Source organism: Pseudonocardia sp. MH-G8 (assembly GCF_002262885.1).
GTDB lineage: Bacteria > Actinomycetota > Actinomycetes > Mycobacteriales > Pseudonocardiaceae > Pseudonocardia.
The window spans coordinates 109,561-123,394 of the sequence record NZ_NKYF01000010.1 but is presented as its reverse complement, the minus strand read 5'-3'; the positions used below and the strand labels follow the sequence as shown (position 1 = coordinate 123,394).

General features: G+C 73.8%; 15 protein-coding genes and 1 pseudogene. 5 read left to right on the top strand and 11 right to left on the bottom strand.

All coding sequences use genetic code 11. The features are described 5' to 3' along the window. Window positions 1-140: 140 nt before the first annotated feature. Both CFP66_RS50365 and CFP66_RS23110 read right to left on the bottom strand, forming a co-directional pair. Entirely contained in the window at window positions 141-185 is a 45-nt protein-coding gene (locus CFP66_RS50365; RefSeq protein WP_369805144.1) for a hypothetical protein, read from the bottom strand. A gap of 28 nt (window positions 186-213) precedes the next feature. Next, a complete protein-coding gene (locus CFP66_RS23110) occupies window positions 214-1,131 on the bottom strand; it encodes an NAD(P)H-binding protein (RefSeq protein WP_094927224.1) in 918 nt (305 codons plus the stop codon). A gap of 115 nt (window positions 1,132-1,246) precedes the next feature. On the opposite strand from CFP66_RS23110, the gene CFP66_RS23105 reads away from it, so the two are divergent. Continuing rightward, the gene (locus CFP66_RS23105; protein WP_233159639.1) at window positions 1,247-2,185 is read left to right on the top strand and encodes a LysR family transcriptional regulator; all 939 of its coding nucleotides are present in this window, start codon (window positions 1,247-1,249) and stop codon (window positions 2,183-2,185) included. Between the two features lie 42 nt (window positions 2,186-2,227). Here the strand turns inward: CFP66_RS23105 and CFP66_RS23100 are convergent. The 5 genes and pseudogenes from CFP66_RS23100 to CFP66_RS23080 form a co-directional block, all read right to left on the bottom strand. Continuing rightward, window positions 2,228-3,035 (bottom strand): annotated as a pseudogene (locus CFP66_RS23100) (MarR family transcriptional regulator). Window positions 3,036-3,091: 56 nt separating this feature from the next. Continuing rightward, entirely contained in the window at window positions 3,092-3,688 is a 597-nt protein-coding gene (locus tag CFP66_RS23095) for a VanZ family protein (RefSeq protein WP_233159638.1), read from the bottom strand. Window positions 3,689-3,798: 110 nt separating this feature from the next. Further along, on the bottom strand, window positions 3,799-4,416 hold the full coding sequence (locus CFP66_RS23090; protein ID WP_094927222.1) for an MSMEG_1061 family FMN-dependent PPOX-type flavoprotein: 618 nt from the start codon (window positions 4,414-4,416) through the stop codon (window positions 3,799-3,801). 71 nt (window positions 4,417-4,487) lie between these two features. Further along, window positions 4,488-5,765, bottom strand: a complete 1,278-nt coding sequence (locus CFP66_RS23085; protein WP_369805138.1) for an MFS transporter — start codon at window positions 5,763-5,765, stop codon at window positions 4,488-4,490. Further along, window positions 5,762-6,541 carry a phytanoyl-CoA dioxygenase family protein gene (locus CFP66_RS23080; protein ID WP_094927361.1) on the bottom strand — a complete coding sequence of 260 codons (780 nt, stop codon included), beginning with the start codon at window positions 6,539-6,541 and terminating at the stop codon, window positions 5,762-5,764. The genes CFP66_RS23085 and CFP66_RS23080 overlap by 4 nt, the downstream gene beginning before the upstream one ends. A gap of 96 nt (window positions 6,542-6,637) precedes the next feature. Between CFP66_RS23080 and CFP66_RS23075 the strand changes: the two genes are divergently transcribed. Together CFP66_RS23075 and CFP66_RS23070 are read left to right on the top strand one after the other, a co-directional pair. Further along, window positions 6,638-7,519 carry an AraC family transcriptional regulator gene (locus tag CFP66_RS23075; protein WP_094927221.1) on the top strand — a complete coding sequence of 294 codons (882 nt, stop codon included), beginning with the start codon at window positions 6,638-6,640 and terminating at the stop codon, window positions 7,517-7,519. Between the two features lie 26 nt (window positions 7,520-7,545). Then, window positions 7,546-8,388 (top strand): alpha/beta fold hydrolase, encoded by an 843-nt coding sequence (locus tag CFP66_RS23070; protein WP_094927360.1) that lies wholly within the window; start codon window positions 7,546-7,548, stop codon window positions 8,386-8,388. Window positions 8,389-8,406: 18 nt separating this feature from the next. Here the strand turns inward: CFP66_RS23070 and CFP66_RS23065 are convergent, their stop codons facing one another. Beyond that, on the bottom strand, window positions 8,407-8,967 hold the full coding sequence (locus tag CFP66_RS23065) for a hypothetical protein (protein WP_094927220.1): 561 nt from the start codon (window positions 8,965-8,967) through the stop codon (window positions 8,407-8,409). Window positions 8,968-9,014: 47 nt separating this feature from the next. Further along, complete coding sequence (locus CFP66_RS23060) at window positions 9,015-9,785, bottom strand: NAD(P)H-dependent oxidoreductase (RefSeq protein WP_094927219.1); 771 nt, start codon at window positions 9,783-9,785, stop codon at window positions 9,015-9,017. A 111-nt stretch (window positions 9,786-9,896) separates the two neighbouring features. On the opposite strand from CFP66_RS23060, the gene CFP66_RS23055 reads away from it, so the two are divergent. Beyond that, window positions 9,897-10,151 carry a type B 50S ribosomal protein L31 gene (locus CFP66_RS23055; RefSeq protein ID WP_094927218.1) on the top strand — a complete coding sequence of 85 codons (255 nt, stop codon included), beginning with the start codon at window positions 9,897-9,899 and terminating at the stop codon, window positions 10,149-10,151. A 3-nt stretch (window positions 10,152-10,154) separates the two neighbouring features. Here the strand turns inward: CFP66_RS23055 and CFP66_RS23050 are convergent, their stop codons facing one another. After that, entirely contained in the window at window positions 10,155-11,003 is an 849-nt protein-coding gene (locus tag CFP66_RS23050; RefSeq protein WP_094927217.1) for a metallophosphoesterase, read from the bottom strand. An 88-nt stretch (window positions 11,004-11,091) separates the two neighbouring features. On the opposite strand from CFP66_RS23050, the gene CFP66_RS23045 reads away from it, so the two are divergent. After that, on the top strand, window positions 11,092-12,420 hold the full coding sequence (locus CFP66_RS23045) for a cytochrome P450 (protein ID WP_094927216.1): 1,329 nt from the start codon (window positions 11,092-11,094) through the stop codon (window positions 12,418-12,420). Between the two features lie 360 nt (window positions 12,421-12,780). Here CFP66_RS23045 and CFP66_RS23040 read toward each other — a convergent pair whose 3' ends face one another. After that, window positions 12,781-13,830, bottom strand: coding sequence for a phosphotransferase family protein (locus CFP66_RS23040; RefSeq protein WP_094927215.1), 1,050 nt, complete (start codon window positions 13,828-13,830; stop codon window positions 12,781-12,783). Window positions 13,831-13,834 lie beyond the last annotated feature (4 nt).

Below are 13,834 nucleotides of genomic sequence, written 5' to 3'. Positions count from 1 at the left end.
ACGGAGCGCAGACGAGCCCGGACACAGCGGGCCGTAGCTGCGGTGATCACCGGTCGGGTGCACGAACGGCCGGATCTGGCCGCCCGCGCACCCGACCGATGACCATGCTTCACCCCGCACCCGAGCTCCTCGCGCGGGCATCAGGTGGCGATCGCCAGCCACTCGGGCGTGATCTTGACCAGCATGAAGGCGGTGACCGGGGGCTCGCTTCGGTCAGTGGACATCAGCTGCCTCCGGCGTGGCGAGGACGGCGGGCCTGAGGGTCTGCGCGCACCACTGGGCGAAGCCGGTGGCCGGGCCCGTCTGCGACGAGCGGTCGACACCCGAGTCGAGGCCCTGGTCCTTGGCGCGCTTCATGTCGACCATGCCCTCGACGAACGCTTCATTGAGGCCGTAGCCGAGCATGGTGGATCGCAGCTCGTCGAGTGGCTGGCGTTGGTAGCGGACCGGACGGCCCAGCTCCTCGGTCATGATGCGGGCCAGGTCGTTGGGCGACAGGTCCTGCGGGCCGAGCACCGGAACACTGCCGCTGCCGGTCCAAGAGCGGTCCAGCAGCAGCCCGGCCGCCGTCGCGGCGATGTCGGCGACGGCCACCAGCGGGGCTGGACGGTCAGCGGCGACGGTGTCGGTGAAGACGCCGTCGTCGCGGATCGAGTCGACCTCCTCCAGCAGGTTCTCGAAGAAGGACGGGTTGGCGAGGGCGCGGTAGGCGACGCCGGAATCGGCGATCAGGTCGTCCATGGTCAGGGAGGCGGTGACCAGCCCGGCCCGGGCGGCCTGCGGGGTGCCGCGGCCGAGCGCCGAGACTCCGACGACATGGCCGACGCCGTGGGCGGCGAACGACCGCGCGGCCGGGTGGGTGAAGCCGCTGTACGCCTCGTCCGGAGTGGTCGAGGCGTCCGGCGGCACGAGCCAGAAGACGGCGTCGGCCCCGGTGAAGGCGCGCTCGACGGTCGCGGCGTCGCCGTGCGAGCCGACGACCACCTCGACCCGTCCGCGTGCGGCCTCGGGGAGCCGGGCAGGATCGCGGACCACGACGCGCAACTCCTCTCCACGTGCGGGCGCGGCCTCGACCAGCAGTGACAGCAGCCGCCGGCCGATGTTCCCGGTGGGTGCGGTAATGACGATCATGAAAACCTCTGGGTCTGTGTCGGATCGGTACGGCCCCCTGAGCGTGCAGACCCGAACCGCATTGCCACAATGGGAACTTGAGCATCCAATCATTGCCCGGATCGGAACAATGCAGGTGAACAGCCCAGCCCCGAATCTCGACGCCAACCTCGCCCTCGCCCTGGACGCCCTGCTGACCGAGCAGAGCGTCACCCGTGCCGCCGCGCGGCTGCACACTTCCCCCGCAGCGATGAGCCGCACCCTGGCCCGGCTGCGCCGGGTGCTCCAGGATCCGCTGCTGGTGCGGGCAGGACAGGCGATGGTGCCCACACCCCGGGCCGAGGCGCTGCGGGACGAGGCCGCCGCGGTGGTGCGCCGGTTGGAGGCATTGCTCACACCGAGCGGCGGGATCGACCCGGCCGCCCTGCGCCGCACCTTCACCGTCCAGGCCTCGGATCTGGTCGGGGCGGCGCTGGCGCCCGGCTTGCTCGAGCTGGCCGGGCGCGGGGCGCCGGGCGTCTCCCTGCGGGTGCTGGCCGAGGAGTGGGAGGCCGGCCCCGCGCTGCGCGAGGGCCGGATCGATCTGGAGATCGGGGCCATCGACCACGTCGACCCGGAGACCCGGGTCGAAGAGCTGGTCACGCTCCGGATGGCGGCCGGCGTCAGGCCCGAGCATCCGCTCGCTGAAGGAAGCCTGACGCCCGCCAGGCTGGCGGCGGCCGAGCACGTGGCGGTCAGCCGCCGGGGACGCTTCGCCGGCCCGCTGGACGTGGCCTTGGCCGAGCAAGGGCTCAGGCGGCGGGTCAGCGCCGTCCTGCCGGGGCATCTGGCGGCGATGGCGCTGGCCGCAGTCGGCGACGTGGTCTGCCTGGTGCCGACCGCGCTGCCGGACGAGCCCCCGTCACCACTCAGCGACGCGGCGCGCGCACTGGGACTGCGCCTGCGGGAAATCCCGCTGCCACTGCCACCACTGACGATCGGCATGGCCTGGCACCCGCGCCATACCGCCGACGGGGCCCACCAGTGGCTGCGGGGCGTCGTGCGCCGGGTACTCCGTCCGACCCTGGAGGAATGAGCCCACCGCCTTCCCAGGCGCCCGGTATCGCCTGATCCTTCGTCACCGAGATCCCGCCGCCACCAGCCTCGCGGTGATGGGTTCGAGCTCGGCCACCAGCTCGGCGAGCTCGTCGGCGGAGAGGGTGTCGTAGGGCGGAGCGGCGAGCTCGTCGGTGAGGGCTTCGATGCGTTGCTTGGTCTCGCGGCCGGCGTCGGTGAACCAGCCGTCGGCGTCGACGAGCCCGCGCTCGCGCAGACCGTCCATGACCTCGGCCAGCCGCTGCTTCGGCAGGTGGTGGATGCGCCCGAACGACTCCGGCGGGTGGATGCCCATGTCCAGCGCGGACAGCACGTGGGCCTCCGCACCACCGATCCTCGCTCCGAGGAGCGCGGCGACGTGCCCGTCGCCGCGGTGCTCGCGCAGCATGGTCGCGGAGTGCCACAGCCGGGTGACGGGGTCGCTGGGCACCGGAAGGGTTCGCCAGCCGGCGTACAGCACCCGGCCTTGCGTGGGCGCGCTCGTCGCGGCCTTGGTGGTCAGGTCGGCGGCGCGCGCCAGGCCGGGCGAATCAGCCAGCTCCTCGCCGAGGATCCGCCGTACGGAGGCCGCGCTGCCCCGGCGCCACGCGGCGAAGGAGGCCTCCGGCGGGACCGTCTCCCGCGCGCTCGGGATGTGCCGCGCGGCCTCCCCCCTCGGCGAAGCTGTAGAAGGCCGCGTGCACGACCTCTGCCGGCACCCGTCCCAGTGGCGCGGCGCGGCTGGCGAAGTAGCCGTCCCAGTAGGTGCGGTGGCCGAGCGCGGCCAGCTCCTCGTCGGGCTCGTCGGCGAAGTAGGTGACCAGGCAGATCGGCTCGAGGAGCTCGAACATGCGGCGCGCGGTTTCCGTGGCGGGCATGACCGTCCGACTCGGCGAGCGCCCCGGACTCATCGGTTCCGTCGGATCGGAGTCGGCCACTCCGGCGACATCGCGGCAGAGGATCCGGTGACGGCCGCCGTCCGCCACCACCGGCGCGACGCCAGCGCGGCCAGTCCGGCGCCTGCCGCGTTGAGCAGGACGTCGTCCACGGAGGACACCCGGTCCAGCTGCAGGACGTACTGCGCGGTCTCGACCAGGGCCGAGCAGCCAACGGCGAGCGCCAGGACCCGTCCCACCGATGCCAGCGCCGCGAACCGCAGCGGGGCGAAGAACCCCAGCGCCGCGAACACCAGCAGGTTGCCGACGACCTGGCCCCGGTCCATCGCGAGCAGATCCACCAGCGGCACCAGGCTCACCCGGCCGGGGACCTCCCCGGCCCGGCTGCCCGGCAGCATGGTCATCCACACCCACGGCACCGTGCCGTAGACGATGCCGACCTCGGCCAGCGCGCTGCGCCACACCCACGCAGGCGCGGTGCCGGTGGCACTCCGGCGGGCGGCGGCCAGGGCGCACACCACCAGCGCGGCCACCGGCAGCATGGCCGCCGTCAGGACGGCCACGCCGGTGAACGTGCCGAACCAGTGGTGCCACCCTCCCCTGATCACGCTGCCGTCCCCTCGCAGGAGCCCATGCCCCCAGTCAAGACGGAGTGGTGTTGCCGGCGCGTATCGGCTTTTCGATATGGCGACGACATGCGCCGGCCCCGGGACGTGGGTCAGTACTGGTTGACCCGCTCGTCCTCGCGCAGGGCGGCGTCGATCGCGGCGGCGGGTGTCGCCGTGCCGGACTGGCTGCGGGCGATCTGCCCCGCCGTCGGCACCGTGCCGGCCCCGGGCCACGTGGCGGGCTTCCACAGCGCGGACCGGGCGAAGGCCTTGGCGCAGTGCAGGTAGAGCTCCTCCACCAGGACCTCGACGGCGAGCTGCGGCGCCACGCCCTGCACGGCCAGCCGCGGCAGGTAGGGGGCGTCGGCGACGATGCGCGCGGTGCCGTTCACGCGCAACGTCTCCCCCATCCCCGGCACCAGGAACAGCATGCCGACGTGCGGCTGCCGCAGGATGTTGCGCAGGCTGTCGAGCCGCCGGTTGCCCTTGCGGTCGCCGAAGGCGAGCGTGCGATCGTCGAGGACCAGCGCGCTGCCGGGCGGGTCGCCGCGCGGGGAGACGTCGCAGGTGCCGTCCTCGGCCGCGGTGGCCAGCAGGAAGAACGGGCTGGCCTCGATGAACCGCCTCGACTCGGCGTCGACGTGGTCGATCGCCTTGTCCGCGATGGTGGGGTGCGGCTCCTTGACGAACTCCCGCAGCTCGTCCTCGCTGTGCAGGACCCTCGTCATCGTTCTCCTTCGCGGACGGCGTCGACGGCCGGACGTGCCGTCGAGGTAAGGCGGACCTTACCTCGACGACGTCACCGGGCGGCGCGCTCCTGCGCGATCCGCTCGAGCGACTTGCCGACCGTGTCCGGCATGAAGGCGTAGCCGACGACGCCGCTGACCACCAGGAACGCGGTGAGCAGCAAGGCAACCGGGCCGATCTCCGCGGACGCGAGGATCGGCACGAACAGGCTCCACACGCCCAGCACGGTGCGGGCCACGCCGAACGTGAACCCCTGGGCGGTGCCGCGCAGCATGGTCGGGAACAGCTCCTGGCTGAACACGCGGTAGGTCGAGTCACCGGCGAGCCCGGCGCCCACGGCGAACAGCACGATGTTGGCGATGACCACGGGCACGGTGAACGGCAGGACCAGGTAGAGCGCGAAGGCCGAGATCTGCAGCACGGAGCCGACGGCCCACATCGTGCGGCGGGTGGCGTAGCTGCGGTCGTTCAGCGGCATGAACACCACGACCGTCACGACGATGCCGATGACGAACCCGGCGCAGGACAGCGCGACGCCCGCGGCCTGGGTACCGGCACCGAGCGTCTCGACGACGTAGGGCGTGAAGATGCCCGTGGTGCCGGCCGCCAGGCCCCAGAACGTGTAGACGGTGCCGGTCCACACCAGCGCACGCAGGTTGGGGCCGCGGAACATCTCCCGCACCCGGGTCCCGGCCGAGCCCGCAGCGGCCGCGGCCGCCGTCCAGCGGGCCGACTCGGCCATCCCGCGCCGCAGCGCCCACGTGACGCACGCGGCCACGAACAGGTGCAGGAACACGATCCGGATGCCCAGCAGGCCGAGCGAGCTCAACGCCAGCGCGAGCACGAGCACGACCACCGGGCCGAGGCTCCAGGCCACCTGGGTGAGCCCGAGGAGCCGGCCCCGTCCGCGCGCCGGCGCGAGCTCCCCGACCAGCGCCAGCGAGGTGGGCACGTCGGCGCCGACGGCCAGGCCCACCACGAACGTGCCGACGAACAGCATCGCGGGGTCGACGGCCAGCGCGATGAGCAGCACCCCCAGCGCGTAGACCAGCAGGTCCCACTTGTAGATGCGCTTGCGGCCCAACCTGTCGCCGAGCCGGCCTCCGACGAAGGCGCCGATGGCGGCCCCGATGGCGTTCGGGCCGAGGGCGGCGAGGACCCCGACCCCGGAGCTCGGCAGCCCGAACTCGGCCTGGAAGAGGGTGAGGCCCGCGCCGAGGGCGACGATCGAGCCGGCGTCCAGGTAGGACGCCATGGCGGCGAGGACCGACCACCTCCACTGCTGGCGCGTGATCGTGGTGTCCTGGTCGCGCGCGTCGTCGACGGTCACGGTGTCAGGCGGCTGTCGCCGGGGACGCGGGGGAAGAGCTCGTGCGCGAAGGGGGACTCCGGCTCCAGGCCGAGCGGGTCGGCGACGACGTGCCGCGTGCCGCTGTAGCGCGTGTCCGCGTCCATGTAGATCACAGCGTGCGCCACGCGGGGCTCGTCGGTGAGGTTCGGCGTGGCGGCGTGCGCGGTCAGCCCGTGGTGGAAGGTGAGGTCGCCCGCGCGCAGCGGGACGGTGACGCGCGGCCACCAGCGCAGGTGCGGCAGGGCGTCGAAGAGTGCGGTCGCGTTCTCGAGGTCGACGCTGACGAAGTCGCCGTCGACGTGCGACCCCGGCAGGAACGTCATGCACCCCCGCTCGACCGGCACGTCGACCAGCGCGACCCACGCGGTCAGCCAGTGCCGCCCGCCGGCGTGGGGCCAGTACGGGGCGTCGAGGTGGAACTCCGTGGCGGTGGACCGCTGCGGCTGCTTGATCAGCGTCTGGTCGTGCCAGAGCCGCAGCGGCACGCCGGCGAGCGTCTCGGCCAGCCCTGCGATGCGCGGGTCGAGCGTCAACGCGCGGAGCCGCTCGTCGTGCTGCCAGCAGTTCACCAGCTGGGTGAACGGCTCACCCTTGTAGCGGCGGGACGCCATGGTGGACGAGAGCGCGATCGCGGCGTCGTGCGCCTCGGCGACCTCGGCCGCGTCGAGGACCCCGGCCACGTGCAGGTAGCCGTTGCGGCGGTAGCTGTCGATGGATTCGGCCGGCAGCGTCGTCGCTGCGCTCGCGGTGGACATGGTCGCCAAGCCTGCGCGGCCGCGCCGGACCACGACAGTCGGATCCACGCCCGCACCAGCACGATCCTGCTCGGCGCCCCTACGGTGGCGGGTGCGATGACCGTCGACCACATGAGCTGGACCGGCCTGCCGACGCAGGCGGACGCGGAGATCGACGTGAACCGCCACATCCTGACCGGGAGCCTCGTGGCGCACGATCACGACTTCGTCGAGGTGGCCGTCGTCGAGGCCGGTACCGCCGTGCACGAGACGCTCTACGGGCGCCGCGGGATCGGGCGCGGCGACGCGTTCGTCATCCGTCCCGGGGCCTGGCACGCCTACCGGCGCTGCGCGGGGCTCGCTGTCGTCAACTGCTGCTTCCGCGCACGGCTGCTCGAGCACGAGCTGCTGTGGCTGGTCGGGGAACCGCGGCTGCGCCTCCTGGTGCATCCCGGCCGGGAAGCCGACGACGGCGTCGTCCCCGTCCGGCTCCCCGGCGCCGCGTTGCGCTACTGCCAGGACGCGCTGCAACGCATCGCCGAGCCACCGCCGCAGGCGCCCCGGCCCCACCAGGTCGCCCACCTCCTGCTCCTGCTGCGCGGCCTCGCCTGCGAGCTCGACGCGGAGCAGGTCGCGGAGGCCGGACGCCTCGCGGGCACGCCGTCGGTCGTCGCGGACGCGCTGCGGTTGCTCGCGGCCGACCTCGCCCGGCCGTGGCGAGCGCAGGAGCTCGCCGCCGCGGTGGCGGTGAGTCCCGCGCACTTCTCCCGGCTCTTCCACCGGGCCGTCGGCCGGCCACCGATGGCGCACCTCGCCGTGCTGCGCGCCGAGGCCGCCGCGAGCCGGCTGCTGCGCACCGCCGACCCGGTGGCCGACGTCGGGGCGGGCGTCGGGTGGGCCGACCCGAACTACTTCGCCCGCCGCTTCCGGGCCCGTTTCGGCATGAGTCCCACCGAGTACCGCGCGCGCAGAGCAGGAGATGTCGGGGGCCGGAGCTAGCGTCGCCCGTGACGGAGGAGGCGCGCATGGCCGACGAGTGGCGGTTGCCGGAGAGCTACCGCAGCAGCGCGGGCACCGTCCGCTGGAACCGCCTCGGTGATCCGGGCGCTCCTGCGGTGGTCCTGCTGCACGGCACGCCGTTCTCGTCCTACGTGTGGCGCGGTCTCGCGCGTGCCCTCGCCCGTCACCACCTCGTGTACGTCTGGGACATGCCCGGCTACGGGGCGTCGGAGAAGCCCGAGGGGCAGGACGTCTCGCTGGCCGCGGAACGCGACGTGTTCGTGGAGCTGCTGGGCGAGTGGGGCCTGGCCGAGCCCGCGGTGATCGCCCACGACTCCGGCGGCGCCGTCGCGCTCGGCGCCCACCTGCTGCGCGGTGCTCGGTATTTCAAGCTGGCCCTGGTCGACGCCGTCTCGCTGCCGCCGTGGGGAAGTGCCTTCTCTCAGCTGGTCGGCGAGCACGCGGACGTGTTCGGCCGCCTCCCGCCCGGCCCGCACGCCGCCCTGCTGCGCGAGTACGTGAGCTCGGCGAGCAGCCCGGGCCTGCATCCCGCCACCCTCGACGCGCTCGTGGCTCCCTGGATCGCGGACGGCGGGCAGCAGGCCTTCTACCGCCAGCTCACCGTCCGCCTGGGCGATCGGAGCTACACCGACTCGATGCAGGAGCGGTACGCCACGATCGACGTGCCGGTCGCGGTGTGCTGGGGCGAGGACGACACGTGGGTGCCGGTCGAGCGGGGGCGGGAGCTCGCGGCCCGCATCCCGGGAGCGCGGCTGCGGATCATCCCTGGCGCAGGCCACCTCGTCCAGGAGGACCGGCCCGCAGAGCTCACCGCCGCGCTGTCGGAGTTCCTGCGCGAGGACGGCTGAGCCGGCGCCGCGGCCCGGTCAGGCCGGTGCGGCCTTCTCCCCCGTCGGCGTGACGGCGAACCAGCTGCCCTCCGCGCCGTGCTGGCCGGTGGTGGTCAGCAGGCCGTCGTCGTCGCGGTGGCGGTAGAGCGGCCAGCCCGCCAGCGTGAGCTGGGTGGCGCCGTCGGGGCGCTGCACCCGGCCGACGAGCTCGTCGTCCACGCCCGCGAGGTCGAGCGCCTGGTCCGGCTCGACGGTCATCGGGATCCAGGTCTCCGCGCACGCCCCGGTGCAGGTCGAGGTGGACGGCTCGGCGCTGTCCGCGTCGGAGCGGTACATGAGGTGGCCTGCGCCGTCGGTGAGGACGATGCCGAGCGGGCCGGTCTGCACCGCCCACAGGGACGCACCGCCGGAGCCGTGGGCACCGTGCCCACCGGCGCCGTGCTCACCGCCACCGTGCCCCTCGTGCTGGGCCTGCGCGGGCGGGGCGGGCGGCTCCTGCGCGGCCTGGTCCGGTGCGCTGCAGGCGGCGAGGAACGCGAGCAGCAGGACCGGGCCGCAGAGGACCCGGCGCAGGACGGGGCGCGAAGCGGGTGTCACGGCCGCCGATCCTCCTCCGCGGGGAACCGGGCGCGGCACCGGGGGCGTCAGGCCCGCACGTGCACGCCGAGCCCCGAACCCCCGGGCATGACCTGGGGGCGAAGGACGAGATCGTCGTCGTAGTCGCCACCGTTCTGCGGGCGGAACGCGATCGGCTCAGCGTCCGGCAGCGCCCGCAGGCGCTCCTTGAGCCGTTCGGACGCCTCCGTGCAGCCGTCCTCGCTCATGCGGTCCGCGCCCGCTACGACGAACGGCGGCAGCGCGTCCATCCCCGTGTAGAAGAGCGTGCCGTGCAGCAGCGGGAACAGCAGCAGCTCGATGTCGCCGTTCAGCCCACGGGGGCCGATGCTGGGCTCCGGCGCGCCGGCCGTCACCACCGCGAGCGCGCGCGTGCCGCGCAGCAGCCCGTCGCCGTAGCGGCGGGTGCGGTGCGTCTCGGGGTCCCGCACGCCGTAGGCGAAGCCCTTCACGAAGACGCGGTCGAACCAGCCCTTGAGGATCGCCGGCATCCCGTACCACCACAGCGGGAACTGCAGCACGACCGCGTCGGCCCAGCGGAGGTCGTCCTGCTGGGCGCGGATGTCCGGGCTCAGCGTCCCGCCGCAGTGCGCCCGCTCGGACGCGTCGCCCACGACGAGCCGCTCGCCGTCTTCGGCGGTGAAGTCGGACCGGTCCACGACCGGGTTCCAGCGCATCGCGTAGAGATCCGTCGTGCGCACCTCGTGCCCGAGATCCCGCAGGGCGCGCTCGCCGTCGGCGCGCAGCGTGCCGCTCAGCGAGCGCGGCTCGGGATGGGCGAAGACCCACAGCACGTTCATGGCAGCCATGGTCGGGGCCTGCGCGGACGTCCACCAGTGGCAGCAATGCCCCGGTCCGACAAGATACCGCCAGCGCGGAACATAACGACAATCGTTGTCGTTAAGCTGGACATGCGATCGAACATCCACCCCGCCTACGGACCCGTCGTCTACCAGGACCGCTCCACCGGCGAGTCGTTCCTCACCCGGTCCACCGCCACCTCGGCGGAGACGGTCACCTGGGAGGACGGCAACAGCTATCCCCTGATCCGCGTCGACGTCACGGCGTACTCCCACCCGTTCTGGACCGGCGCACAGCGCGTCCTCGACTCCGCCGGCCAGGTGGAGAAGTTCCGCCGCCGCTACGGGGGCCGCGGGCGGGCGTGACCGTCAGGCGGGCAGCACCTGGCGCGGGAGGAGGTCCACGACGCGCGTGCCGTTGCGCTCGTCGCGGGGCTGCCACTCGCGCGGGTAGCCCAGCGACACCTCCACGTGCCGCACGCCGTCCTCCCAGGTCACCCGCGGGATGTGCAGGTGCCCGTAGACGACGGCGGTGGCGCGGTAGCGGACCGGCCAGTCCGCCGTGCGCGTCGAGCCGCACCAGAGGGCGAACTCCGGGTAGCGCAGCACGCGGGTGGGGTGGCGGGTGAGCGGCCAGTGGTTGACCAGCACCGTGGGCAGGTCGGGGTCGCAGGCGTCGAGCCTGCGCTCCGACTCCACGATGCGCGCCGCGGACCACGCCGCCCGGTCCGGGTAGGGATCCGGGTGCAGCAGGTGCTCGTCGGTGCACACGACGCCCGCGGCGTACGCGGCGGCCAGGCCCTCCTCGGAGGTGGTCGTCCCCTCCGGCAGGAACGAGTAGTCGTACAGCGCGAACAGGGGCGCCACGGTGGCGGGACCGCCAGGGCCGTCCCACACCGGGAAGGGGTCCTCGGGGGTGAGCACGTCCAGCTCGCGGCAAGCCTGTACCAGGGCGCGGTAGCGCTGCTCGCCGCGCAGCGGCACCGGGTCCTTGCTGCGCGTCCACAGCTCGTGGTTGCCCGGCACCCAGAGCACCCGCGCGAACCGCTCCCGCAGCAGCCCCAGCGCCCACTCGACGTCGGCCACCTGCTCCGCGACGTCGCCCGCGACGATCAGCCAGTCGCCGTCGCTCGTCGGGCGCAGGGCCTCCACGATCGTCCGGTTGTCGGGGTGGCGCACGTGCAGGTCGCTGACGGCGAGCAGCCGCGGGTCGGTCACCCCCTAGTCGTACCCGACGGACGGCGAGGGTGGCCAACATCGAGTTACCGCCGGTAACCTCGCGCGCAGGGCGAGCGGGAGGCACGCGATGGGAACGGCTGTGGTCGACGAGGTCCGACGGGCCATCCGGTGGGGGCTGCGGCACGGGCTCGTCCGCCGCGCCGTCGGGAAGCGCATGCAGGCCGGTGACCTCACCGCCCGACTCATGCTCGACCCCGCCACGATCGCCGACCCGTTCCCGCACTACGCCACGGTCCGCGCGCAGGGTCGCCTGGTGGACAACACGGTCGTGCTCAACACCGCCCACCACGACCTCACCACCGCGGTCCTGCGCAGCCCGGACTTCGGCGTCGTCGGCGGCCCGTCGGGACGCGCGCCCGCGGCGTTGCGCTTCGCCGTGCGCGCGGCCGGGCGCGGCCCGCTCGGCCCGGTGGAGCCGCCGTCCATGCTGTCCACCGACCCGCCCGACCACACGCGCTACCGCAAGCTCGTGACGAGGGCGTTCAGCGCGCGGGCGGTGGCGGCGCTGCGGACGCGCACCGAGGAGATCGCCGCCGACCTGCTGGACACCATGGCCGGCAACGGCGCAGGCGCGGACGTGATCGCCGACTACGCGAGCCTGCTACCCGCCACCGTGATCGCCGAGATGCTCGGCGCGCCCGTGGAGATGCGCCGCCAGTTCCTGGAGTGGGGCGAGGGCGCGGCGCTGTCGCTGGACGCAGGCCTGACGTTCTCGCAGTTCCGTCGCTCCGAGCGCGACATCGCGGCGTTGCAGGAGTGGATGACCGGCCACTTCGCACACCTGCGCCGCAATCCGGGGGAGAACATCCTCTCCGCGCTCGTGCACCAGCACGACGGCGAGGGGAGCCTGTCCGAGGACGAGCTCGCCAGCATCGCGATGCTGCTGCTCGCCGCCGGGTTCGAGACCACGGTCAACCTCATCGGCAACGGCGTCGCGCAGCTCTGCGCCCACCCCGACCAGCTCGCGCTGCTGCGCGACGAGCCGCAGCGCTGGCCGCGCGCCGTCGACGAGGTGCTGCGCGTGGATTCCCCCGTGCAGCGCACCGGGCGCATCGCCCATCGCGACACGGAGGTGGCGGGCGAGCGCGTCCGGGCCGGCCGGGTCGTCGTCGTGCTGCTCGGCGCCGCCAACCGCGACCCGGCCGTCTTCACCGACCCGGACCGTTTCGACGTCACGCGCGAGAACGCGGGCGAGCACCTCGCCTTCTCCAGCGGCCCGCACTTCTGCCTCGGCGCCGCGCTGGCCCGGATGGAGGGCGAGGTCGGCCTGCGGGCGCTGTTCGACCGCTTCCCCGACCTCGCGCTCGCCGGCCCGCCGCGCCGCCGCCCCACGCGCGTACTGCGCGGCTACCACGCGATGCCCGTGCACCTCTCCCCCGCCGCGGTGGACGCCTAGCCGTACTTCTCGGACCGATCACGGCCTGGTGGTCGGTCCGAGAAGCGCGTGGGTGCTGTCGCGGCGACGTCCGGTACTTCTCGCAGCGATCACCATCCTGCATGCGACGGCCCGATCCGGCGAGACATCGGAGGGGTTCGGGAACGGCACCACAGCCAGTCGCGTGGCTCGTGCACCTCATGCCCCGTCACGGCCCCGAATTCGCGCCGCGCACCCCGTCGACGGGGGCGTCGGCGAAGAAGGAGGCTTCGCACCCCCGTGTCCGGCCACGCCCCTGATTCGCGCCCGTCGACGGCGAGCGTGGGCGGGCTGGTCGCAGGCCGGCCGCTGCACGACCCGGGCCGCCGCACCAGCAGGTTGTCAGCCGCCCAGGGCCGTGAGTGCCGCCTCGGCCTGGCTCTGCACCGCCTCCAGGCGGGACGCACCGGCGTCGGCCTCCGCCGTACCCATCACGCCGCCGGCGTAGCGGCTGTAGACGCCCGCGCCGATGCAGGCCATGCGCCAGCGGGCGAAGGCGACGTAGACGTCGAGGTCGGCCTGCAGGGTGGCGAGGTCGCGGCCGGAGCGCTCGACGTAGCGGGCCACCAGCTCGTCCCGCTCGGCGTAACCGGGAGCCAGGCTCGGGGCGGAGATGGTGGCCGCGACCCGGTCGCCGGGCCGTCCCCACGACGCGAGCAGCCAGCCGAGGTCGGCGAGCGGGTCGCCGATCGCGGCGAGTTCCCAGTCGAAGACGGCGCGCACGCGCCCGTCCGGGCCGACGGCGAGGTTGCCGAGGCGGTAGTCGCCGTGCGCGATGCGCGACTCCGCCGGCGCGAGCGCGGCCGACCGCTCGACGAGCCGCGCGTGCGCGGCGTCCACCGCGGACAGGTCGGGCACCGCGGACTCGTGCACCTGCCGGTGCCAGCGGCGCAGCTGGCGTTCCAGGTAGTTGCCGGGACGGCGCAGGTCGCCGAGGCCGACGGTGTCGGGATCCACGGCGTGCAGGTCGGCGAGCACGTCCACGGCGTGCAGGCCCGCGGTACGGCGCGCCGGCCCGTCGGCGAGCCGTTGGCCGGACTCCTCGTCGTTGAGCACCTCGCCGTCCACGAACTCCATGAGGTAGAACTCCGCGCCGATCACGTCCGGATCCGCGCAGAACGCCACCGGCGGGGCCACGGGCACGGGGGTCGGCGCGAGCGCGGTGATGAACCGCCATTCGCGGCCCATGTCGTGGGCGGTGGCCAGCACCATCCCGGTCGGCGGCCGTCGTAGTGCCCACAGGCCCCCCGCCGCGTCGGTGATGCGGTAGGTGAGGTTGGAGTGGCCACCGGAGATCCGTTCGACCGGTACCGGCTCGTCGCCGACCGGGACCTGCGGTACCTCGCGGCGCAGCCAGTCGGTCAGGGGGCGGGGCGGAACGGCGTCGGTCATCCCC